Raw genomic sequence first — 20,409 nt, 5'->3', positions numbered from 1 at the left:
GGAATGCATTTCACCCTGTTGCTATTCGAACAACGCGTCCAGCGCCTGTTCCAGACGTGTTACGGCAATAATCTGCAACCCCGGCGGCGCTTCTTTAGGCGCATTGCCCTTGGGCACGATGGCGCGTTTGAAGCCGTGCTTGGCAGCTTCTTTCAAGCGTTCCTGGCCACTCGGCACCGGGCGTACTTCGCCGGAAAGCCCGACTTCGCCGAATACCAGCAGATCATGAGGCAGTGGCCGGTTGCGCAAACTTGACATGACCGCCGCCATCAGCGCCAGATCGGAGGCTGTTTCCAGCACCTTCACCCCGCCAACCACGTTGAGAAACACATCCTGATCGTGGGTCGGAATGCCGCCGTGACGGTGCAGCACCGCCAGCAACATCGCCAGACGATTCTGGTCCAGACCCAGCGTTACCCGACGTGGATTGGCCAGGTGACTGTCGTCCACCAGCGCCTGGACTTCCACCAGCATCGGCCGCGTCCCTTCCCACGTCGCCATGACAACACTGCCCGGCACTTCTTCTTGCGCACGGGTGAGAAAAATCGCCGAAGGGTTGGAGACTTCTTTCAGCCCCTTGTCGGTCATACCGAATACGCCCAGTTCGTTGACGGCGCCGAAACGATTCTTCACCGCCCGCAGCAAACGCAAGCGCCCATCGGATTCGCCTTCGAAATACAGCACCGTGTCGACCATGTGCTCCAGCACACGCGGCCCCGCCAATGCACCTTCTTTCGTCACGTGACCGACCAGGAAAATGGCCGTGCCGCTCTGCTTGGCATAGCGCACCAGCAATGCAGCGCTTTCCCTGACCTGGGACACGCCGCCCGGTGCCGATTGCAGTTGCTCGGTGAAGATCGTCTGAATCGAGTCGATCACCATCACCTTGGGTTTTTCCTGCCGGGCGGTGGCGATGATGGTTTCGATGCAGGTTTCGGTCATCACCCGCAGTTGATCCTGAGGCAAGCCGAGACGGCGGGCGCGCATGGCGACTTGCTGCTGGGATTCTTCGCCGGTGACGTACAGCGCCGGCATGACTTTGGCGAGGTTGCACAAGGTTTGCAGCAGAATGGTCGATTTGCCGATGCCCGGATCACCGCCGATCAGCACCACCGAGCCGTCTACCAGACCACCGCCCAACACCCGATCGAGCTCGCTGGACGCTGTGGAAAAACGCGGGATTTCTTCGACGCTGACTTCGGCCAGGGTTTTGATCTGTGCCTGTTGGCCGGTCCAGCCGGTGCGACCGCTGGGGGCTGCGGCGCCACCGCTCTCCACCATGGTTTCGGTCAGGGTGTTCCAGGCCCCGCACTCACCGCACTGGCCAGCCCACTTGGGGAAGGTTGAGCCGCACTCGGTGCAGCCATACATGCGCTTGGCCTTGGCCATCTGAACTCCCGGCAAAAACCGCGATGATAGCTCAGCTGGTGCGGATCAGCGCGGCTGAAGTTACCCAGCGGATCTTCGGTAGCAACTTGTTTAGCCCCTGGAATATATTCACCGCATTACTAATCATAAAAACTTGTACAACTTCCACCCCGACATATCCAACCAAATACTAGTCTTGCCTAGTAAAACAAAAATCGAAACCTGTACAAGTCTTAGCCATTTAAAACCCGAACGTACAACCCAACTATTAAGCCAACCTTATAATATGAACAGCCAAGCCAATGGCAATATAATGGCCTTCTGAAATTTAGCACAGGTAATTTGTTTGAGGAGCGAGTCTTTATACCCTGCAAACCAATCATATAAAAACTTCATGTACTGCATATTGCCTTGCATCAATCCAGTGATGCGAATACCCCTACTCTCTATAGTTTTATCCTGCACCTCCCTCCACTCGGCAGAGGCGAGTGATCGACGGATAAAATGTTCAGCGGGCGCGCTGAAGGCCTTAGTCCAAAGCGGCTATCCCGAGCAGAGTGATGGCAATTTCAAACTTTCTACCGCTGAGAAGGTCGGTAGCAGGCAAGCTCTGTAAGCAGGTGTTTCGAGCAGGATGCATCATGCTGATTTACACTGCGCTCACCAACCTCATCTGTAACAAGGAAATAACCTATGGGCGTGATAAGTGAGTTCAAGGCCTTCGCGGTCAAAGGTAACGTGGTCGACATGGCCGTCGGTATTATCATCGGCGCCGCCTTCGGCAAGATCGTTTCATCATTTGTCGGCGACGTGGTGATGCCACCCATTGGCCTGCTGATCGGGGGGGTGGACTTCAGTGACCTGGCCGTCACGCTCAAAGCAGCCAACGGAGATATCCCGGCGGTAGTGATGGCGTACGGCAAATTCATCCAGAGCCTGATTGACTTCATCATCGTCGCCTTCGCGATCTTCATGGGCGTCAAAGCCATCAACCGCCTGAAACGCGAAGAGGCCGTTGCGCCAACGCTGCCGCCGGTTCCGACCAAGGAAGAAGAGCTGCTGGAAGAGATCCGCGATCTGCTCAAGGCTCAGAACAATCGGCCCTCAACAGGTCAGTAAAACAAGCGACGGCGCCCTTGAGACGCCGTTTTTTTTACCAGTAGTTTTCCACCGCCACTTGCCCGGGTCGTCGACTGAGGCTCAAGTGCATGTGGCGCTGTTTGAGCAATTTGCGCGTGTCATCGATCATCTGCGGATTGCCGCAGAGCATGACCCTTGAGTACTCGGCCGTCAGCGCCACGCCTGCCGCCCGCTCCAGCTCGCCATTTTCGATCAACGCAGTGATCCGGCCACTCAGCGCGCCATGATGCTGCTCGCGAGTGACGGTGGTGATGAACTGTAACTTGTGCGCAAACTCCGCTAAATAGTCGCGCTGCGCCAACCCGCTGACGAGGTCCTGATAAGCCAGTTCCCGGGCTTCGCGCACGCTGTAGACCAGGACGATTCGTTCGAATTTCTCCCAGACCTCGAAGTCCTGCAGGATCGACAGAAACGGCGCCAGGCCGGTGCCTGTGGATAACAACCAGAGATCACGGCCGTCGACAAAGCGATCCAGCGTCAGGTAACCAAAGGCCTGACGTTCGACCAGCAGCTTATCGCCGACGCCCAGCCGACTCAGCTCACTGGTGAACTCCCCCCCAGGCACCACAATGGAAAAGAATTCGAGGAACTCGTCATAGGGCGACGACACCATGGAATAGGCCCGCCATACGGTGCTGCCGTCAGCCTTGGTAACGCCCAGCCGGGCGAATTGCCCTGCACGAAAACGAAAACCCGGATCCCGGGTGGTCCGCAGGGTAAACAGACTGGGGGCCAGCGACTGGACGTCGAGCAAGGTCTGGCGAGTGAATTTTTCTGCGCTGGCGGTCATGGGGTGCTCCATTCAACAGATAGCCACAGTGTCCCGCAAAGCGGAGGGCTTAAACACCGGTGATTTGTAGTGGCTTTAGCCAGGGACTCATTCGCATTAATTTCATAGTACGACTTAACATTAACCACCCAGTTAACACACAAATCCAAAGCTGATTATTGTAAGCACGACATTTCGTTATCTATGCCAGTACTCCCTAAACGTTAGAACCAGATACTTGTTTAAAAATCGTAAACAAAGCCAAAAATTCTCAACACATACACAGGAAACATCCTACACTCGGTTCGTGCCGGATCTTGGATCCAAAAACGGCACACCCCAAGGAACGCCACACATGGAGAGACACTATGGAGAGGTGGAAGGAATCACAACTCAACCAATTATCGCGGGCAACGGAGATTGATATTGCCTACCGGATTTCACTGGGTTTCGCGAAAAATATAGGTTTTAAATTTTTCGCCTTTTCAACAACATACCCAACAAAAACTGACCACTTTAATACAGTCCAGCTCAACAACTACCCTACGGACTGGAACATTGAATATGAACAAAAAAATTTCAGCGCAATAGACCCAGTAGTGGCTCACTGCAATCACTCCAGATTGCCTGTCCTATGGAGCGAAGAACTTTTTTCCAAGACCCCGTGCTTGTGGGATGCGCTTGAGAAACAAGGATTGCAGCACGGCTGGTCACAATCGGTCCATGACGAGGACAGTGGTGTTTCCAGCATTCTGAGCCTGGCCAGAAGCCATTGCCCGATCACTGCGTTTGAACTGTATGAAAATCTCGGTTTTTCAGTGTTCATCGGGCGCCATCTGCATGCGTTGGTCACACAAACGCTGCCGAGGAAATCGACGAAGCCACCCGTGCCGCATTTGTCCCCCCGCGAGATCGACGTATTGAAACTGGCGGCTGACGGCAAGACTGCGTATGAGAGTGCCAGAATCCTTAACCTCAGCGCACGCACGGTCAATTTTCATGTGCAAAGCGCCATTCTGAAGCTCGGGGTCAATAACAAGATTTCGGCAGTCATCGCCGCAACCAAGGACGGTATTCTCAACAGCAGCGCGATACGCTGACCCAAAAAACCTGCAAGTAATCCAAAAGAAAAAAACGTACCATTTGCGGTCCTTCTTGAGTGATGACGTGTGAACCTTCACGACGCAGTACACTCGGACGGTCTCGCCCGCTACAACGCCCTTGGGCCGCGGGACACCTGTTGATGACCCCGTTGATTACCCAGAGCCCCGCCTCATGCCCTTGCTCGAAACACCCTTCGCCCGACTCGACCTGATCCGCCAGCCCGAGCAGCAGAACGAACCGTTGCAGGCGTTTGATGCCGCAGACGAATACCTGCTCACCCATCTGGCTGACCAACAGCCCACGGCCGACACTCGGGTTTTGGTGCTCAACGACAGCTTTGGCGCATTGGCCGCCAGCCTTGTGGGCAAGGTTCAAGTGACCAGCAGCGGTGACTCGTTCCTGGCCTTTGAGGGACTGGAAAAAAATCTGATCCGTAACGGCCAGGTATTTGATGCAGTGCCAAGCGTACCTGCCAGTGAAGCCTTTTCAGGCCCCTTTGACCGGGTACTGATCCGGGTGCCAAAAACCCTCTCCTTGCTGGAAGAACAATTGATTCGTTTGCAGGGTCAACTGGCGCCGGGGGCTCAGGTGATTGCTGCGGCGATGATCAAGCATTTGCCCCGCGCCGCGGGCGATCTGCTGGAACGCTACGTCGGCCCGGTGCAAGCCTCGTTGGCGGTGAAGAAGGCTCGGCTATTGATCGCGACCGCTGAGGTCAAAGCACCCGTCGTGTCCCCCTACCCGACCCGTTATCGACTCGACGCCCCTGATATCGAACTGCTCAATCACGCCAATGTGTTCTGCCGCGAAGGGCTGGATATCGGCACGCGAGCGTTTTTGCCGCACCTGCCAAAGAACCTGGGCTCGGCGCGGGTAGCCGACTTGGGTTGTGGCAACGGGGTTTTGGCCATCGCCAGCGCCCTGCAAAACCCCGAGGCTCACTACACCCTCGTGGACGAGTCGTTCATGGCCGTGCAATCAGCAGCCGAAAACTGGCGCGCGGCGCTGGGTGACCGGGAAGTGGTTGTACGTGCCGGCGATGGTTTGGCGGGTCAGGAACCTCAGTCTCTGGATGTCGTACTGTGCAACCCTCCGTTTCACCAACAACAAGTCGTCGGCGACTTCCTGGCCTGGCGCATGTTCCAGCAGGCCCGAGAGTCTCTGGTGGTAGGCGGCGCGTTGTACATCGTCGGCAACCGTCATCTGGGGTATCACAGCAAGCTCGCGCGGCTGTTCCGCGGCGTCGAGCAAGTGGCGGCCACACCTAAATTCGTGATCCTTAAAGCCCGCAAATAAGGGGCAAAAAATCAGTGGGTCGTCAGGCCCGCGGCATTCATGAACATGCGCATCAGGCTGGCCACGATGAACAGCGCCACAACGCTGCCGGTCCAGATCATCGCCAGCCAGCCGAGGCGCTGCCAGAGCGGCTTTTTCTCTGCTGCTTCGATTTCCTGCAAGGAATGTTTACCCGCCTTCATCGCAATCTCCTCTGAAGAAATGGCGCAGGTCTCAGCCCAGCGCCACTGTCGAGTGCTCTAGTGATAGCCATCTTCGTGGGTGACCTTGCCGCGGAACACGTAGTAGCTCCAGAAGGTGTAACCCAGGATGAACGGGATGATGAACAGCGTGCCCACCAGCATGAAGCCCTGACTTTGCGGCGGTGCGGCGGCGTCCCAGATCGAGATCGACGGCGGCACGATGTTCGGCCACAGGCTGATGCCCAAACCGCTGTAGCCGAGGAAGATCAGCACCAGCGTCAGCAGGAATGGCGTGTAGTGCGCATTGCGAGCCACCGCGCGGATCAGACCGTACATGGTCACCAGCACCAGAATCGGCACCGGCAGGAACCAGAACAGGTTTGGCAGGGTGAACCAGCGAGCGGCAATCTCGGCATGGGCCAGCGGGGTCCAGATACTGACGATACCGATCACTGCCAACACCACGAAAGCCAGCGGTCGAGCCAGGTCATGCATCTGCTCCTGCAACTTGCCTTCGGTCTTCATGATCAGCCAGGTGCAACCGAGCAACGCATAAGCCACCACTAGCGCCACGCCGCAGAACAGGGTGAACGGCGTCAACCAGTCCAGTGAGCCACCGGCAAATTGGCGATTGACCACCGGCAACCCATCAATGAACGCACCCAACGCAACGCCCTGGAAAAAGGTGGCGGCGACCGAGCCACCGATGAACGCCTTGTCCCAGAGATGGCGCTTGTCGTCCCTGGCCTTGAAGCGGAACTCGAAGGCCACACCGCGGAAGATCAGCCCGATCAGCATAAAAATCAGCGGCAGGTACAACGCCGAGAGCACCACCGAATAGGCCAGCGGGAAGGCCCCGAACAACGCTGCGCCACCCAGTACCAGCCAGGTTTCGTTGCCGTCCCAGACCGGCGCGACGGTGTTCATCATGACGTCACGATCGGTCTTGCCCGGAATGAACGGGAAGAGAATCCCGATCCCCAAATCGAAACCGTCCATGACCACGTACATCATGATGCCGAAGATGATGATCACGGCCCAGATCAGCGGAAGATCAATACCCATGAGTCAAATCTCCTTTGTCAGGCTGGGGCTGTGGTCGCCGTCACCGTTGTCATCGGCGGCGGACAGCGGCCGGGCCGGTGTGCGTTTCTTGCCTGGACCGCCCTCGGGCGTTTCCTTGCCTTCGTCGATCTTCGGCCCTTTGCGCACCAGGCGCATCATGTAGCCCAGACCGGCACCGAACAGCGCGAAATAGACCACGACGAACATGATCAACGTGATGCTCATCTGCATGAAGCTGTGATTGGAGGACGCATCCGCCGTGCGCATCAGGCCATAGACGACCCACGGCTGACGGCCGATTTCAGTGGTGAACCAACCGGCGAGGATCGCGATCAGGCCGGATGGCCCCATCCACAACGCCAGGTACAGGAACGGCCGCGAGGTATAGAGCTTGTCGCGTTTACGCAGCCACAGGCTCCACAGACCGGTGAAGATCATCAGCATGCCCAGACCCACCATGATCCGGAACGACCAGAACACAATGGTCGAATTCGGCCGGTCTTCAGGCGGGAATTCCTTGAGTGCCGGGACCTGTTTGTCCAGCGAGTGCGTGAGGATCAGGCTGCCCAGGTACGGAATCTCTACCGCGAATTTGGTCTTCTCGGCTTTCATGTCCGGCCAGCCGAACAGGATTAGCGGAGTCGGTTCATCACCGACGTTTTCCCAGTGGCCTTCAATCGCGGCGATTTTCGCCGGCTGATGCTCAAGCGTATTCAGCCCGTGGAAGTCACCGATGACGGCCTGAATCGGCGCCACGATCAAGGCCATCCACATGGCCATCGAGAGCATGGTGCGGATCGCCGGGTTGTCCTTGCCGCGCAGCAAATGCCAGGCCGCCGAGGAACCGACGAAGAAGGCAGTCGCGACGAACGCTGCCGTCGCCATGTGCATCAGGCGGTACGGGAACGACGGGTTGAAGATTACTGCCAGCCAGTCCACCGGAATGACCTGGCCGTTGACGATTTCGTAGCCTTGCGGCGTCTGCATCCAGCTGTTGGAAGCGAGAATCCAGAAGGTCGATATCAGTGTGCCGATGGCGACCATGACCGTGGCGAAGAAGTGCAGATTGCGCCCGACCTTGTTCCAGCCGAACAGCATGACACCGAGGAAACCGGCTTCGAGGAAGAAAGCGGTGAGTACTTCGTACGTCAGCAGTGGCCCGGTCACGGAGCCGGCGAAGTCCGAGAAGCGGCTCCAGTTGGTGCCGAACTGATAGGCCATGACGAGCCCGGAGACCACGCCCATGCCGAAGTTGACCGCAAAGATCTTCGACCAGAAGTGGTACAGATCGCGGTACGTGTCGTTATGGGTTTTCAGCCACAGGCCTTCGAGCACCGCCAGGTAACTCGCCAGGCCAATGGTGATGGCGGGAAATAGAATGTGAAACGAAATGGTGAACGCAAACTGCATCCGGGCGAGATCAAGTGCCTCCAAACCGAACATAAGTCTTCCTCTGTCAGGTAATACCGGCTGAAGGCTTGCGGCCTACACCCACTGCCCCCACGGATATGGAGTGTGGCGAATTTGAATTCGTTCTTTTTCTACAAACATCACAACGTAGGGAGTCTGGCCATCTGGCCGCCGGATCAATTCCACGAGCGGTCTTGATCTGGATCAAGCAACGTTAAAAGAGTAGTCCCATTTTTGACGATGGACGGTGTGGTCTTTTGCCGCGTGACAGGTTGCCTCACCGCTACGGTCATAGGCAGAAACACATACCTCTGTGGGAGCGAGCTTGCTCGCGAAGCGGTGTGTCAGGCGACAGATGAGTGACTGATACGCCGCCATCGCGAGCAAGCCCGCTCCCACAGGGGATTTCCGCGTTTTGGAGATTGGTGTCTAGCTAACGAAATTTCCCAGCCCTGCAACTTTTGGTTACAGCTTGGTGATAATCTCGACCCTCTCCTCGCTCAAGACCTGCCCTCAGATGCCCAGCCAAGCGCCCTTGCTGTTACGTCATCACCGCCCTTTTATCGCGTTCTGGCTGGCTCGGGTGTTTACCGCCAGCGGCTTTCAGATGCTCACGGTGGCCATTGGCTGGAACCTCTACCAACTGACCGGCAATGTGCTCGACCTGGGCCTGGTCGGTCTGGTGGAATTCGCCCCGCGAGTGCTGTTCATGCTGCACACCGGGCATGTCGCGGACCGCTATGACCGGCGCAAGGTCGCGGCAATCTGTCAGTCCCTGCAAGCGTTGATCGCCCTGTCGCTGGCCATCGGTAGCGCGACCGACAATGTCACCCGGGAGATGATCTTCATCCTCGCGTTCCTGCTTGGTGCCGCCCGTTCCTTCGAAATGCCGACCACTCAGGCCTTGTTGCCGAGCATCGTGCCCAGCGCGCTGTTCCCCCGCGCGGTCGCCGCCGCCCAATCCGCACAGCAATCGGCGACTATCGTTGCCCCGGCCCTCGGTGGGTTGCTTTACGCCTTCGGCAGCGTCTGGGTCTATGGCCCGACGGTGATCCTCTACATCATCGCCTGCCTGCTGATGCTCAACCTGCCTGCACGGCAGACACCGCTGAACAAGGGCAAGGCGACGCTGGATTCGTTGCTGGCGGGCATCCGCTTCATTCGCAGTCGTCCGGACATTCTCGGGGCGATTTCTCTGGATCTGTTTGCCGTCCTGCTTGGTGGCGCGACGGCGTTGCTGCCGGTGTTCGCCAAGGACATTCTGCTGACCGGCCCTTGGGGCTTGGGCCTGCTGCGTTCAGCGCCGGCAGTCGGCGCGCTGCTGATGTCGCTGTACCTGGCGAGATTTGCCGTGGAACGCAAGGTCGGACGGGTCATGTTTACCGCAGTGGGTGTATTCGGCGTCGCGACCATTGCGTTCGGCCTGTCGACCTCGTTCTGGTTTTCCCTGGCGGTGTTGGTGGTGTTGGGCGCGGCGGACATGATCAGCATGGTGATCCGCGCTTCTTTCGTGCAACTGGAAACCCCGGACGAAATGCGCGGCCGGGTCAGTGCCGTGAACGGTTTGTTCATCGGCGCTTCGAACCAGTTGGGCGAGTTTGAATCCGGCTTGACCGCCCACTGGTTCGGCACCGTGCCGGCCGTGGTCATGGGCGGTATTGGCACGTTGGTGGTGACCGGGGCGTGGATCAAACTGTTCCCGACCCTGGCTAACCGCGACCGCATGCATGTGCCGGTGGAAGAAGTGAAGGCCTGAAGCAGTTTGTCCGGGGCACTCTCTAAACCACCAACTCCCCCGCCACCGCCGCTCGCCTGGCTTTGCCGCAGAGTTGTTCCACCAGCGTCAGGGCGAATTGCAACGCCGCCCCTGAACCTTGTGCAGTGATGCAGTTGCCATCGACCACCACCGGTTGATCGACGAAGTTGCACCCCAACAGTTGATGGCTGGCCGATGGCAGGCAGGTCATGCGCCGCTGACGCAGTACGCCAAAGGCTTGCAGCGCCAGCGCCGGGGCCTCGGCGATGCCGGCGAACAGGCGCCCGGCCGCCGCCTGATCCTTGATCAATTGTTGCAGGGGTTGATGCGCCGCCAGATGTTGCGCCCCTACGGCACCGCCGGGCAGGACGATCAGATCGAACGGCTGGGCCAGCACGTCTACCAGCATCGCATCGGACGTCACTCGGGTGCCGCGCGCGCAGGTGAGCATGCGCCGTCCCTCGATGCTGGCCACCACCACTTCAACCTTGGCACGGCGCAGCACATCGATCAGGGTCACTGATTGCAGGTCATCGATGCCCTCGGCGAGGGTAATCAGAGCTCTAAAGGTCATGGGCGCAGTCCACTGGATGATCTTTAAAGCGTAGTCAGCTTTCCTGCCCCTTGTTCGAACCGGCCGTTACTTGATGTAAAGCTGCGTCGACAGCGTATTGCCGGGCGCGTTGATCGACGTGTTGCTGAAGGTGAACGTGCCTTCCTGCTTGCCTGCCAGATCGAAGACATACAAATAGCCGACGGTTTTTCTCCCGATGGTGCACTCAGTCAGGTTGCCATTATCGAAAGCACAGATAGGGGTCCGGGTGCCGTTCACCTCAAAACCATCCAGCCCAACATGCGCGCTACGACCGTAACCGACTTCCAGCACGTAGACCTTGATGTTCGGTCCGCTGTGATTGCAGCGGGTTTGCTCTTGCCCCTGCGCAATGTCTTCAAAGCCGCAGCGCGGCGACTCGACCTTGAGTACCTTCACCTGACTCAGCGGCGCCGCCGATGCAGCCGAAGCGGTGTGTGCCCCCAGGAACAAGGCGATCGCCATTGCAAATACGGCAATCAGACGTTTATTCATGCAATACATAAGTCCCCCCCAAAATCAGCGCGCAGTATGGCGCACTTGGCTTTACCGCAAAACATCGACGACGATCGCAGCCATAAGCAGCCATAGCCCCACGCTGCTGGTATGATGCGCGGCTTTTTCCGACCCTCAGAAAATTACCAGGCGCCAGCAGCGGTCTGTGCTTTGCTGTTGAGGTCGATACATTCACGGCGCCTTGCGCGCCACGGGGAGCAGACATGCTGGAAAGGCTGTTTCAACTCAAGGCACACAACACCAACGTGCGGACCGAGATACTGGCGGGCGTCACGACCTTTTTGGCCATGGCCTACATTCTGTTCGTCAACCCGAGCATCCTCGGCGAGACCGGCATGGACAAGGGCGCGGTGTTCGTCGCCACGTGTCTGGCAGCCGCCATCGGCTCCACGGTGATGGGCCTGATCGCCAACTACCCGATCGCTCTCGCCCCGGGAATGGGCCTGAACGCCTTCTTTACCTACACCGTGGTCCTGCACATGGGCCACACCTGGCAAGTGGCGCTGGGTGCGGTATTCATCTCGGCAGTGCTGTTTTTCCTGCTGTCGATCTTCCGCATCCGCGAATGGATCATCAACAGCATCCCGTTGCCGCTGCGTTCGGCGATTGCCGCCGGTATCGGTCTGTTCCTGGCCCTGATCGCCCTGCATAACGCGGGCATCGTGGTGAGTAACCCGGCAACCATGGTCGGCCTCGGCGATTTGAAACAACCGGCCCCGATCCTTGCGACCCTCGGCTTTGCCCTGATCGTGGCGCTTGAAGCGCTTAAAGTGCGCGGCGCGGTACTGATTGGCATTCTGGCGGTGACCATCGTTTCGATCCTGATGGGTTTCACCCCGTTCGGCGGCGTGATGTCGATGCCGCCGTCCCTGGCCCCGACCTTCCTGCAACTGGACATCAAGGGCGCCCTGGACATCGGGCTGGTCAGCGTGATTTTCGCCTTTCTGTTCGTCGATCTGTTCGACAACTCCGGCACCCTGATCGGCGTCGCCAAGCGCGCGGGCCTGATGGGCAAGGACGGCCACATGCCGAAAATGGGTCGCGCCCTGATCGCCGACAGTACCGCGGCCATGGCCGGTTCGCTGCTGGGCACTTCGACCACTACCAGCTACATCGAATCCGCAGCCGGCGTGAGTGCCGGTGGCCGCACCGGCCTGACCGCCGTTGTCGTGGCGATTCTGTTCCTGTTGGCGCTGTTTTTTTCGCCATTGGCGGCCAGCATTCCAGCCTTTGCTACCGCGCCTGCACTGCTGTTCGTCGCGGTACTGATGACATCCGGCCTGGCCGAAATAGACTGGGACGACATCACCGTCGCCGCACCGGTCGTGGTCACTGCTCTGGCCATGCCGTTCACTTATTCCATCGCCAACGGCATCGCCTTCGGTTTCATCTCCTGGACCGCGATCAAGTTGCTGTCCGGCCGCGGCCGTGAGCTGAACCCGGCACTGGTGATTCTGTCGATTCTGTTCGTGATCAAGTTGGGTTGGTTCAACGCATGACTTTTGATTCCAAGGCTTACGCCGTTCAGCTCGAAGAGAAGGTCACGCGCCTGCGTGATCTGTTGGCCCCGTTCGGTGCGCCAGAACCTGCGGTGTTCGACTCGCCGCTGCAGAATTTTCGCCTGCGCGCCGAATTCCGCCTGTGGCGCGAAGCCGGTGAGCGTCACTACGCGATGTTTTCCCAGGAAGACAAGCGCACGCCGATCCTGATCGAAGAATTCCCGATCGCCAGCCTGCGCATCAACGAGTTGATGCCGCAACTGAAAGCGGCATGGCAAGCCAGTGCGGCTCTTAGCCACAAGTTGTTCCAGGTGGAGTTCCTGACCACCCTGGCCGGCGATGCGATGATCACGCTGTGCTATCACCGCCCGCTGGACGAGCACTGGCACGCGGCAGCGTCGAAACTGGCAGCTGACCTGAACGTCAGCGTCATCGGCCGCTCCAAGGGCAAACGCGAAGTGATCGGTCACGATTACGTGGTCGAGCAGATGGACGTCGGCGGTCGCACCTTCAGCTATCGCCAGCCGGAAGGCGCGTTCACCCAGCCCAACGGCACCGTGAACCAGAAGATGCTCAACTGGGCTTACGACTCACTCTGCGATCGCTCCGACGATTTGCTGGAGCTGTATTGCGGCAACGGCAACTTCACCTTGCCGCTCGCGACGCGCGTGCGCAAAGTGCTGGCCACCGAAATCAGCAAAGCGTCGGTCAATGCCGCGTTGAGCAATCTCAGCGAAAACGCTGTGGATAACGTCACCCTGGTGCGCTTGTCCGCCGAGGAGCTGACCGAAGCCCTGAACGAAGTTCGTCCGTTCCGTCGCCTGCACGGTATCGACCTGAAGAGCTACGAGTTCGGTAGCGTCTTCGTCGATCCGCCTCGCGCCGGCATGGATCCGGACACCTGCGAGCTGACCCGTCGCTTCGACAACATCCTCTACATCTCCTGCAACCCGGAAACCCTGGCGGCCAACATCGCCCAGTTGCACGACACCCATCGCATCAGCCGATGCGCAATGTTCGACCAGTTCCCGTGGACCCATCACATGGAATCCGGGGTCTTGTTGACCCGCCGGTAATTGCCAGTGCCAGATACAAACCAGCCGTCATCACGACGGCTTTTTTGTGCGTGCTTAAAGGGGGATATCTGTCTTGCGCGGACGCCCGCCCTTACGGCCATTCGCCCGCGCAGCCTCTGCTTTGGCGGCGCTGCTTTGGCGACCATTACGCGAGGCGATGACCGACGCGGCCATATCCATCAGCGGCTTGCTGGCCGAAACCATCCCGGCGATGGAGACCTGCAGATCCTTGCCCTCGTGGCAAAGGGCTGTCCCGGAAAAGCCGACTTTCAGGTCTGCGAAATCCTCGACGTCGAAATCATCGAACTCCGGATAGTGCTGCACGGGCAACAGCACGCCACTGCCATCAATGAAATTGACCGCCAGGCACGGTTCCACAAAGGTCACCGAAGTCGCCCGCAGACCGCCTTTGTGACGCACTTGGCCACGCTGGATGGCTTCATCCAGCACGGCTTCGGTTACGGGCCGATCCACCAACATTTTTGCTGTTATCGTTTTCATAGTTCGATCTCCACACCCTCTGGAACGCCCATCAGCGCCAGTAGGGTCTTGTTCGTCTCGGGCTCATAGCAAGCCGAGCCAATCATGCAGGTCGTACTGGCGACCCTTTTTACCACCACGACTTCGCTGGTTTGCCAGTCCCATATCTGATGATCGAGGCAGACCGTGTGCAGCTTGTCCCACCAGATACACCGAGCGCGGCGCAAATGAGCGGGTTGTCCGAGCGCGTGACGCAACCCTTCCAGCACCGCCACAGGTGGCCTGCGAGAATGAGGAACCACGTCCCACAGTTCGACACTGTTGTGCCAGAAGCTGAATTTGAAGCGCGCACTCCAGGTTCCGGCATCCACATGTGCATGCGGCGGGCAGTGCTCATCGCGCAACATGATCACCATTGAAAACCCTTTGTAGCTGAATAACCTCATGCTAACCCATCCGTTAGGTTAATGAGCCCGAAGACCCGACATTCCCTGGAAAATCCGATAACTGGCGCTGTGTTGAATCATCACTGCGACTTTTGAGACTAGCGCCAAGGCTCGGCTCGAGCCGGTGGAGAACACCGCAAAATGGTAAGCAATCCTTTCCTCGTGCCTACAAAAAGCCGTCCCGAGGACGGCTGTCTTGGCTTGTCAGGGAATCAACCCGACTGGTTTTTTCGATACTCGGTGGTGGTGATGCCCGCATACCCCCAGTTATCCGTGTCGACTTCCTCGATCACAATGTGGGTCAGCTCCGGAGGCTTACCGAGGACTCGCTGCAAGGTGTCGGTGATTTCAGCGATGACCTGGGCCTTCTGCTCCCGGGTCACACCATCGCGGGTAATACGTACGCTGACGAAAGGCATGCTGGTTCTCCTGTTTGCTGATTAAGAAAGGCTTAGTGCTTGCCGCTGCTCATCACCAACTCTCTGTATCTGTGTGCAGGCATCTGATAAATACTGACTCACACACTTCATTTGATCCCCGGTGTAATCAATCATGCAGCGACAATTCGACGATCTTCAGCTGGGCAGCATCGAACTGTTTTGTCTGGCCGCCGAAGCCGGCAGTTTTACCGCCGCCGCGCTGGTGGCTGGCGTGACGCCCGCAGCCGTGAGCCGCTCAGTGTCGCGCATGGAAGAACGCCTGGGCGTGCGGTTGTTCGCCCGCACCACCCGCAGCGTCAAACTGACCGACAGTGGTCGACGTTACTACGAGGAATGTCGCCAGGCGCTGGCACAACTGGTCGAGGCCCAGCGTGAGGTCATGGGTCAGCAGCAACAGCCGTCTGGCACCTTGCGCATCAGCATTCCCACCACCTATGCCCATCACCGGATTTTGCCGTTGTTGCCGGCATTTCGGGCTCGCTTTCCGGCGGTGAAGGTCGAGTCGCACATCAGCAATCGCAACATCGATTTCGTCGGCGAAGGCTATGACATGGCGATCCGCGTGCGGGCGATTCCGGATTCCGGCCTGATCGCCCGACAGTTGGAAGACGCCGCGCTGGTGATGATTGCCAGTCCTGACTACCTCAAGCACGCGGGCATTCCACACACGCTGGATGATCTTAAACAGCACGAGTGCATCCAGTACGAATTGCCCAGCAGCGGTCGACGGATTGCCTGGCTGTTCAACGACAATGGCGTGCACCGGGAGATTCTGGCCGAGGGCAATCTCAGTTGTTCCGACGATGTGCTGGGCGGCGTGACCCTGGCCAAACACGGGGCGGGATTGTTTCAGACCTATCGCTTCATCGTCGAAAACGAACTGGCAGATGGTTCGCTGGTGGAAGTGCTCAAGCCGTATGGCGGACGCTCGCGACCGTTCACCCTGCTCTACCCGCAAACCCGCCATATGCCGTTGCGATTGAGGGCGTTCATCGATTTTCTAGTGGAACATCTGCCCCGCTGAAAAGCCGAAACCGTCCGATCACCGCACACAAAAACCCTGCGAGTCGCCTCTTCAATTGACCAAATTAACCAGCTAGTACAATTTATCTCCACAGGCTGAAACCCTCGGCCAATGCCAAAAATAATAAGTGGAGAGACTCCGATGCCCCCTATCGTTCTGGTGCTCAACGGCCCCAATTTGAACCTGCTCGGCACCCGTGAGCCGGCGACTTACGGCCACGAAACCCTGGCCGACATCTCAGCGATGTGCGGTCGTGCCGCCGAAGAGTTCGGCCTGGCGGTGGAGTTTCGCCAGACCAATCATGAAGGCGAACTACTCGACTGGATTCACGCCGCGCGCGGGCGTTGCGCCGGGATCGTCATCAACCCGGCTGCCTGGACCCACACCTCAGTCGCGATCCGCGATGCGTTAGTCGCCAGCGAACTGCCGGTGATCGAAGTCCACCTGTCCAACGTTCATGCCCGCGAGCCCTTTCGCCACCACTCTTTTGTGTCGGCCATCGCCACGGCGGTGATGGCCGGTTTCGGCAGCCACGGCTATCGCCTGGCGCTGGAACATTTCAGCCAACGTTTGAAGGGGTGAACGCCGTGACTCAGACCAACGCTGTACTGGCCGGACTGATCGGCGCCGGCATCCAGGCTTCTCGCACCCCGGCGCTGCACGAGCATGAAGGCGATGCCCAGGGTTTGCGTTACCTCTATCGCCTGATCGATCTGGACCAGTTGAAACTCGACAGCGACACCCTGCCCGACCTGTTGATGGCCGCCGAGCGGATGAACTTCACAGGCCTGAACATCACCTTTCCGTGCAAGCAGACGATCATCCCGCTGCTCGACGAGTTGTCACCAGAAGCCCGCGGCATTGGGGCGGTGAACACGGTCGTGCTGAAGGACGGTAAACGCATCGGCCACAACACCGATTGCCTGGGCTTCGCCGAAGGTTTCCGTCGTGGCTTGAAGGGCGTTGCCCTTGAGCGCGTCGTGCAAATGGGCGCCGGTGGCGCGGGCGCGGCAGTGGCCCATGCCCTACTGAGTGAAGGCGTACGGCTGCTGAACATTTTCGACGTGGAGATCAGCCGCGCCCAGAGCCTGGCGGACAATCTCAATCAACATTTCGGCGTCGGCCGGGCTGTGGCGGGCCATGACTTGCCGAGCACCCTGGCCCAGGCTGACGGCCTGGTGAACACCACCCCCATGGGCATGAAAAAACTGCCGGGCATGCCCGTACCGATGGAACTGCTGCGAGGTGAGTTATGGGTGGCGGAGATCGTTTACTTCCCGCTGGAAACCGAACTGCTGCGCAACGCCCGCGCGTTGGGTTGCCGAACGCTGGATGGCGGCAACATGGCCGTGTTTCAGGCGGTGAAGGCGTTCGAGTTGTTCAGCGGCGTGGTGCCGGATGCGCAGCGGATGCTTGAGCATTTTCAGAGCATGAATGGTTAAACATCAAAAGATCGCAGCCTGCGGCAGCTCCTACACTGGATGGCGTACATTCTGTAGGAGCTGCCGCAGGCTGCGATCTTTTAAAATGAATCAAGCCTGCAGATACCGCAAAACCGACTCGCAAATCATCTCACGATGACGCTGCTTGATGCTTTCGTCCGGCAAGTCGACCTGAAAGATCTCACCGAAAGTATGGCGGTTCGACACGCGATAGAAACAGAACGAGCTGATCAGCAGATGCACATCCAACGGCTCGAGCCCCGCGCGGAATACGCCTTCCTCAGCACCGCGACGCAAAATCTCGCCCAGTGAATCGAGGATGGTGTTGTTCATCGCCTTGATCGCATCGGAGCGCTTCACGAATTCAGCGTTGTGAATGTTCTCGATGCTGACGATACGCACAAAGTCGACGTTGCGATCATGGTGGTCGAAAGTGAACTCCACCAGCCGCCGAATCGCTTCCACCGGCGCAAGTTCGGTCAGGTGCAGACGGTTTTCGGTGCTGCGGATATCGCCGTAGAGCTTCTCCAGCACCTCGACGTAGAGCTGTTCCTTACTGCCGAAGTAGTAATAGATCATGCGTTTGGAGGTGTGGATGCGCTCGGCGATCGCATCGACGCGAGCGCCGGAAAGCCCCTGCTGGACGAACTCGACAATGGCTTCTTGAAGGATGTTCTCGCGGGTCTTTTCCGGGTTGTTTTTGCGACTCTTGCGCGGCTCGACAATCGGTTCGTCGGGCGCGGCGGAGAGTTCTGAAGTTATCGTCATTGCGGGCTCACGGCCATCACTGCACAGGTTGGCGATTATGGGCCGCGCCGCACAGTGAAGGAAGTCGCGCGGCGGCGGTTTGTACCCGTGTTTACGATTTTCCTACAACTTTGCCTGACGTACGGCACCACTGCGGGATTTTGCCATCGCCGCCAGTCGCACCGCGACGTTGGCCGCGCCGTAACCTGCGTAACCGTTCTGGCGCTGGATGATCTCAAAGAAGAACCGCCCTTCAAACGGTTCGGTATACACATGGAACAGCTCGCCACCCTGGGCATCGCGGTCGTAGAGCACGTTGTAATAGGCCAGTTCGCTGAGGAATTCGTCGTCGAAATCGAACCGCGCGGCGAGGTCATCGTAGTAATTGAGCGGGATATCCAGCAACGGTACGCCCGCCTCCTTGGCCCGGCTGACTTCAGCAAAGATATCGTCGCAATCGAAGGCGATGTGATGCACGCCGGAGCCGCGATAACTCGACAGCGCATGTGAGATGGCGGTGTTACGGTTCTCGGAAATGTTCAGCGGCAAGCGGATCGAACTGTCCCGGCTGCGCAGCGCCCGACTCTTCACCAGGCCATACGGATCAGGCAGCACCACTTCATCGTCGGCTTCGAAATCCAGCAGGCTTTTATAGAACAGCACCCAACTGTCGAGGCTGTCGGCCGGCAGCGCCATGGCCATGTGGTCGATGCGCTTGAGGCCGCCACTGGCCACGGCGGCGGGCTGCAGATTGAAGTCGGTGCCGTAGACGTCGGCGTCCTGGTCCACCAGATAAATCAGACTGCCATCCGGCGCGCGCACCGCGGCGAGCTCCAGCTCATTGGGGCCGACCAGTCCGCGATACGGTTGGCCTTTGTAAGCCACGGCCCGGGCCAGCGCACTGGCGCTGTCCTTGACCCGCACGGCGGTGGCGCACAACGAGGGGCCATGAGCTTCGAAAAAACTGTGGGCGAACGAGTAAGGCTCGGAGTTGAGGATCAGGTTGATATCACCCTGACGCAGCAGGCTCACGCTCTTGGAACGATGCTGGCCGGCTTTGACAAAACCCAGCCGCTCCAGCCAATGGGACAGCTTGGCGCCAAGGCTTTCGTCCACGGCGAATTCAAGAAACTCGATGCCGTTGTACTCACTGGCCTTGGGCGTCTCGAAAAGAATGTCGGGGCTGACCGTTGGTTTGGTTTCCTGCGCCAAACGCTCGCGGGTTTTCTCTTCCAGGTACAGCAACGAGCGCAAACCGTCGGCGGCATTGGCCCGTGGCGGCGCGGCGCGGAAGCCGTCGTTGAAGATCTCCAGCGACAACGGCCCGGTGTAACCGCTCTTGATGATCGGCGCCAGGAAACCCGGCAGATCGAATTCACCCTGGCCCGGGAAACAGCGGAAATGCCGGCTCCACTCCAGCACGTCCATGGCCAGGATCGGCGCGTCGGCCATTTGCACGAAGAAAATCTTGTCGCCGGGAATCTCGGCAATCGCGCTCGGATCCCCCTTGAGCGACAGCGTGTGAAAGCTGTCCAGTAACACGCCGAGGTTTGGATGATCAGCCTGACGGACGATGTTCCACACCTGTTGATAAGTGTTCACGTGGCGGCCCCAGGCCAGCGCTTCATAGCCGATCCGCAAACCACGAGCACCGGCGTGTTCGGCCAGCAGGCGCAAGTCGTCGACTAAAATCTGCTCATCGCCGATGGCGTCGGCCGAGGCGTTGCTGCACACCAGCACCAGGTCCGTGCCCAGTTCCTGCATCAGGTCGAACTTGCGCTCGGCCCGCTCCAGGTTGCGCGGCAGGCGGTCGCGGCGGCAGCCCTCGAAATCCCGGAAGGGTTGAAACAGCGTGATCGCGATCCCGAGATCGGCGCACATCTGTTTGATTTCCCGCGGGCTGCCATCGTAGTAGAGAAGGTCGTTCTCGAAAATCTCCACCCCGTCGAAACCGGCGGCGGCGATGGCTTCAAGTTTTTCCGGCAGGGTACCGCTCAAGGACACGGTGGCAATGGAACGCTGCATATTTCGACTCCCGGTGGTGGAGACAATCTTGT

21 protein-coding genes are annotated in these 20,409 nt (G+C 58.7%); 9 read left to right on the top strand and 12 right to left on the bottom strand.

Annotated features, from left to right (window positions below):
- Window positions 1-21: 21 nt before the first annotated feature.
- Window positions 22-1,389, bottom strand: coding sequence for a DNA repair protein RadA (gene radA / locus CUN63_RS17155; protein ID WP_008149143.1), 1,368 nt, complete (start codon window positions 1,387-1,389; stop codon window positions 22-24).
- Between the two features lie 672 nt (window positions 1,390-2,061).
- Here radA and mscL point away from each other — a divergent pair.
- Entirely contained in the window at window positions 2,062-2,487 is a 426-nt protein-coding gene (mscL, locus tag CUN63_RS17150; protein WP_129441051.1) for a large-conductance mechanosensitive channel protein MscL, read from the top strand.
- Between the two features lie 34 nt (window positions 2,488-2,521).
- Here the strand turns inward: mscL and CUN63_RS17145 are convergent, their stop codons facing one another.
- Window positions 2,522-3,298, bottom strand: coding sequence for a ferredoxin--NADP reductase (locus CUN63_RS17145; protein WP_129441049.1), 777 nt, complete (start codon window positions 3,296-3,298; stop codon window positions 2,522-2,524).
- A 347-nt stretch (window positions 3,299-3,645) separates the two neighbouring features.
- On the opposite strand from CUN63_RS17145, the gene CUN63_RS17140 reads away from it, so the two are divergent.
- A complete protein-coding gene (locus CUN63_RS17140; protein WP_129441047.1) occupies window positions 3,646-4,377 on the top strand; it encodes an autoinducer binding domain-containing protein in 732 nt (243 codons plus the stop codon).
- 175 nt (window positions 4,378-4,552) lie between these two features.
- Complete coding sequence (locus tag CUN63_RS17135; RefSeq protein WP_129441045.1) at window positions 4,553-5,677, top strand: methyltransferase; 1,125 nt, start codon at window positions 4,553-4,555, stop codon at window positions 5,675-5,677.
- 11 nt (window positions 5,678-5,688) lie between these two features.
- On the opposite strand, the gene CUN63_RS17130 is transcribed toward CUN63_RS17135, so the two are convergent.
- From CUN63_RS17130 to CUN63_RS17120, 3 genes are read right to left on the bottom strand one after another with little or no spacing between them, the layout of a single operon-like run.
- Window positions 5,689-5,859, bottom strand: a complete 171-nt coding sequence (locus CUN63_RS17130; protein WP_082555883.1) for a DUF2474 domain-containing protein — start codon at window positions 5,857-5,859, stop codon at window positions 5,689-5,691.
- A 57-nt stretch (window positions 5,860-5,916) separates the two neighbouring features.
- Window positions 5,917-6,924 carry a cytochrome d ubiquinol oxidase subunit II gene (gene cydB, locus CUN63_RS17125; RefSeq protein ID WP_056744661.1) on the bottom strand — a complete coding sequence of 336 codons (1,008 nt, stop codon included), beginning with the start codon at window positions 6,922-6,924 and terminating at the stop codon, window positions 5,917-5,919.
- 3 nt (window positions 6,925-6,927) lie between these two features.
- Window positions 6,928-8,367: a cytochrome ubiquinol oxidase subunit I gene (locus tag CUN63_RS17120; protein WP_129441043.1), complete on the bottom strand. Its 1,440-nt coding sequence runs from the start codon at window positions 8,365-8,367 to the stop codon at window positions 6,928-6,930.
- Between the two features lie 484 nt (window positions 8,368-8,851).
- Here CUN63_RS17120 and CUN63_RS17115 point away from each other — a divergent pair, with 484 nt between their 5' ends.
- Window positions 8,852-10,090, top strand: a complete 1,239-nt coding sequence (locus CUN63_RS17115) for an MFS transporter (protein WP_129441041.1) — start codon at window positions 8,852-8,854, stop codon at window positions 10,088-10,090.
- 22 nt (window positions 10,091-10,112) lie between these two features.
- Here the strand turns inward: CUN63_RS17115 and CUN63_RS17110 are convergent, their stop codons facing one another.
- Window positions 10,113-10,664, bottom strand: coding sequence for a DJ-1 family glyoxalase III (locus CUN63_RS17110; protein ID WP_129441039.1), 552 nt, complete (start codon window positions 10,662-10,664; stop codon window positions 10,113-10,115).
- A 66-nt stretch (window positions 10,665-10,730) separates the two neighbouring features.
- On the bottom strand, window positions 10,731-11,186 hold the full coding sequence (locus CUN63_RS17105; RefSeq protein WP_129441037.1) for a DUF4879 domain-containing protein: 456 nt from the start codon (window positions 11,184-11,186) through the stop codon (window positions 10,731-10,733).
- A 215-nt stretch (window positions 11,187-11,401) separates the two neighbouring features.
- Here CUN63_RS17105 and CUN63_RS17100 point away from each other — a divergent pair, with 215 nt between their 5' ends.
- Window positions 11,402-12,697: an NCS2 family permease gene (locus CUN63_RS17100; protein WP_129441035.1), complete on the top strand. Its 1,296-nt coding sequence runs from the start codon at window positions 11,402-11,404 to the stop codon at window positions 12,695-12,697.
- Window positions 12,694-13,773, top strand: a complete 1,080-nt coding sequence (gene trmA, locus CUN63_RS17095; protein ID WP_129441033.1) for a tRNA (uridine(54)-C5)-methyltransferase TrmA — start codon at window positions 12,694-12,696, stop codon at window positions 13,771-13,773. Before CUN63_RS17100 ends, trmA begins: the two co-directional genes overlap by 4 nt.
- Before the next feature lie 54 nt (window positions 13,774-13,827).
- On the opposite strand, the gene CUN63_RS17090 is transcribed toward trmA, so the two are convergent.
- The 3 genes from CUN63_RS17090 to CUN63_RS17080 form a co-directional block, all read right to left on the bottom strand.
- Entirely contained in the window at window positions 13,828-14,274 is a 447-nt protein-coding gene (locus tag CUN63_RS17090) for a DUF2442 domain-containing protein (protein WP_129441031.1), read from the bottom strand.
- Window positions 14,271-14,699 carry a hypothetical protein gene (locus tag CUN63_RS17085; protein ID WP_056744643.1) on the bottom strand — a complete coding sequence of 143 codons (429 nt, stop codon included), beginning with the start codon at window positions 14,697-14,699 and terminating at the stop codon, window positions 14,271-14,273. Before CUN63_RS17085 ends, CUN63_RS17090 begins: the two co-directional genes overlap by 4 nt.
- Before the next feature lie 212 nt (window positions 14,700-14,911).
- Window positions 14,912-15,118, bottom strand: a complete 207-nt coding sequence (locus tag CUN63_RS17080; RefSeq protein ID WP_129441029.1) for a 4-oxalocrotonate tautomerase family protein — start codon at window positions 15,116-15,118, stop codon at window positions 14,912-14,914.
- Window positions 15,119-15,251: 133 nt separating this feature from the next.
- Here CUN63_RS17080 and CUN63_RS17075 point away from each other — a divergent pair, with 133 nt between their 5' ends.
- The 3 genes from CUN63_RS17075 (at window position 15,252) to CUN63_RS17065 (ending at window position 17,605) form a co-directional block, all read left to right on the top strand.
- Window positions 15,252-16,163 carry a LysR family transcriptional regulator gene (locus tag CUN63_RS17075; RefSeq protein ID WP_129441027.1) on the top strand — a complete coding sequence of 304 codons (912 nt, stop codon included), beginning with the start codon at window positions 15,252-15,254 and terminating at the stop codon, window positions 16,161-16,163.
- A 141-nt stretch (window positions 16,164-16,304) separates the two neighbouring features.
- Window positions 16,305-16,745, top strand: coding sequence for a type II 3-dehydroquinate dehydratase (gene aroQ, locus CUN63_RS17070; protein ID WP_129441025.1), 441 nt, complete (start codon window positions 16,305-16,307; stop codon window positions 16,743-16,745).
- Window positions 16,746-16,750: 5 nt separating this feature from the next.
- Window positions 16,751-17,605: a shikimate dehydrogenase gene (locus CUN63_RS17065; protein WP_129441023.1), complete on the top strand. Its 855-nt coding sequence runs from the start codon at window positions 16,751-16,753 to the stop codon at window positions 17,603-17,605.
- A 90-nt stretch (window positions 17,606-17,695) separates the two neighbouring features.
- Here the strand turns inward: CUN63_RS17065 and CUN63_RS17060 are convergent, their stop codons facing one another.
- Window positions 17,696-18,373, bottom strand: coding sequence for a TetR/AcrR family transcriptional regulator (locus CUN63_RS17060; RefSeq protein WP_129441021.1), 678 nt, complete (start codon window positions 18,371-18,373; stop codon window positions 17,696-17,698).
- A 102-nt stretch (window positions 18,374-18,475) separates the two neighbouring features.
- Window positions 18,476-20,377: a 3-dehydroshikimate dehydratase QuiC gene (gene quiC / locus CUN63_RS17055; RefSeq protein ID WP_129441020.1), complete on the bottom strand. Its 1,902-nt coding sequence runs from the start codon at window positions 20,375-20,377 to the stop codon at window positions 18,476-18,478.
- Between the last annotated feature and the right edge of the window lie 32 nt (window positions 20,378-20,409).

The organism is Pseudomonas sp. ACM7 (assembly GCF_004136015.1).
In the GTDB taxonomy this organism is placed as follows: Bacteria; Pseudomonadota; Gammaproteobacteria; order Pseudomonadales; family Pseudomonadaceae; genus Aquipseudomonas; species Aquipseudomonas frigoris.
The sequence above is the reverse complement of the archived record's forward strand: the minus strand, read 5'-3'. Positions and strand labels throughout refer to the sequence as shown.

Bases quoted from the DNA above. Each gene is read 5' to 3' on its own strand.
- radA (WP_008149143.1), bottom strand. From the start codon at position 1,389: ATGGCCAAGGCCAAGCGCATGTATGGCTGCACCGAGTGCGGCTCAACC.
- trmA (WP_129441033.1), top strand. From the start codon at position 12,694: ATGACTTTTGATTCCAAGGCTTACGCCGTTCAGCTCGAAGAGAAGGTC.
- CUN63_RS17140 (WP_129441047.1), top strand. From the start codon at position 3,646: ATGGAGAGGTGGAAGGAATCACAACTCAACCAATTATCGCGGGCAACG.
- CUN63_RS17100 (WP_129441035.1), top strand. From the start codon at position 11,402: ATGCTGGAAAGGCTGTTTCAACTCAAGGCACACAACACCAACGTGCGG.
- CUN63_RS17105 (WP_129441037.1), bottom strand. From the start codon at position 11,186: ATGTATTGCATGAATAAACGTCTGATTGCCGTATTTGCAATGGCGATC.
- CUN63_RS17120 (WP_129441043.1), bottom strand. From the start codon at position 8,367: ATGTTCGGTTTGGAGGCACTTGATCTCGCCCGGATGCAGTTTGCGTTC.
- CUN63_RS17110 (WP_129441039.1), bottom strand. From the start codon at position 10,664: ATGACCTTTAGAGCTCTGATTACCCTCGCCGAGGGCATCGATGACCTG.
- CUN63_RS17145 (WP_129441049.1), bottom strand. From the start codon at position 3,298: ATGACCGCCAGCGCAGAAAAATTCACTCGCCAGACCTTGCTCGACGTC.
- CUN63_RS17075 (WP_129441027.1), top strand. From the start codon at position 15,252: ATGCAGCGACAATTCGACGATCTTCAGCTGGGCAGCATCGAACTGTTT.
- CUN63_RS17115 (WP_129441041.1), top strand. From the start codon at position 8,852: ATGCCCAGCCAAGCGCCCTTGCTGTTACGTCATCACCGCCCTTTTATC.
- CUN63_RS17060 (WP_129441021.1), bottom strand. From the start codon at position 18,373: ATGACGATAACTTCAGAACTCTCCGCCGCGCCCGACGAACCGATTGTC.
- aroQ (WP_129441025.1), top strand. From the start codon at position 16,305: ATGCCCCCTATCGTTCTGGTGCTCAACGGCCCCAATTTGAACCTGCTC.
- quiC (WP_129441020.1), bottom strand. From the start codon at position 20,377: ATGCAGCGTTCCATTGCCACCGTGTCCTTGAGCGGTACCCTGCCGGAA.
- CUN63_RS17085 (WP_056744643.1), bottom strand. From the start codon at position 14,699: ATGAGGTTATTCAGCTACAAAGGGTTTTCAATGGTGATCATGTTGCGC.
- CUN63_RS17135 (WP_129441045.1), top strand. From the start codon at position 4,553: ATGCCCTTGCTCGAAACACCCTTCGCCCGACTCGACCTGATCCGCCAG.
- CUN63_RS17130 (WP_082555883.1), bottom strand. From the start codon at position 5,859: ATGAAGGCGGGTAAACATTCCTTGCAGGAAATCGAAGCAGCAGAGAAA.
- CUN63_RS17090 (WP_129441031.1), bottom strand. From the start codon at position 14,274: ATGAAAACGATAACAGCAAAAATGTTGGTGGATCGGCCCGTAACCGAA.
- CUN63_RS17080 (WP_129441029.1), bottom strand. From the start codon at position 15,118: ATGCCTTTCGTCAGCGTACGTATTACCCGCGATGGTGTGACCCGGGAG.
- mscL (WP_129441051.1), top strand. From the start codon at position 2,062: ATGGGCGTGATAAGTGAGTTCAAGGCCTTCGCGGTCAAAGGTAACGTG.
- cydB (WP_056744661.1), bottom strand. From the start codon at position 6,924: ATGGGTATTGATCTTCCGCTGATCTGGGCCGTGATCATCATCTTCGGC.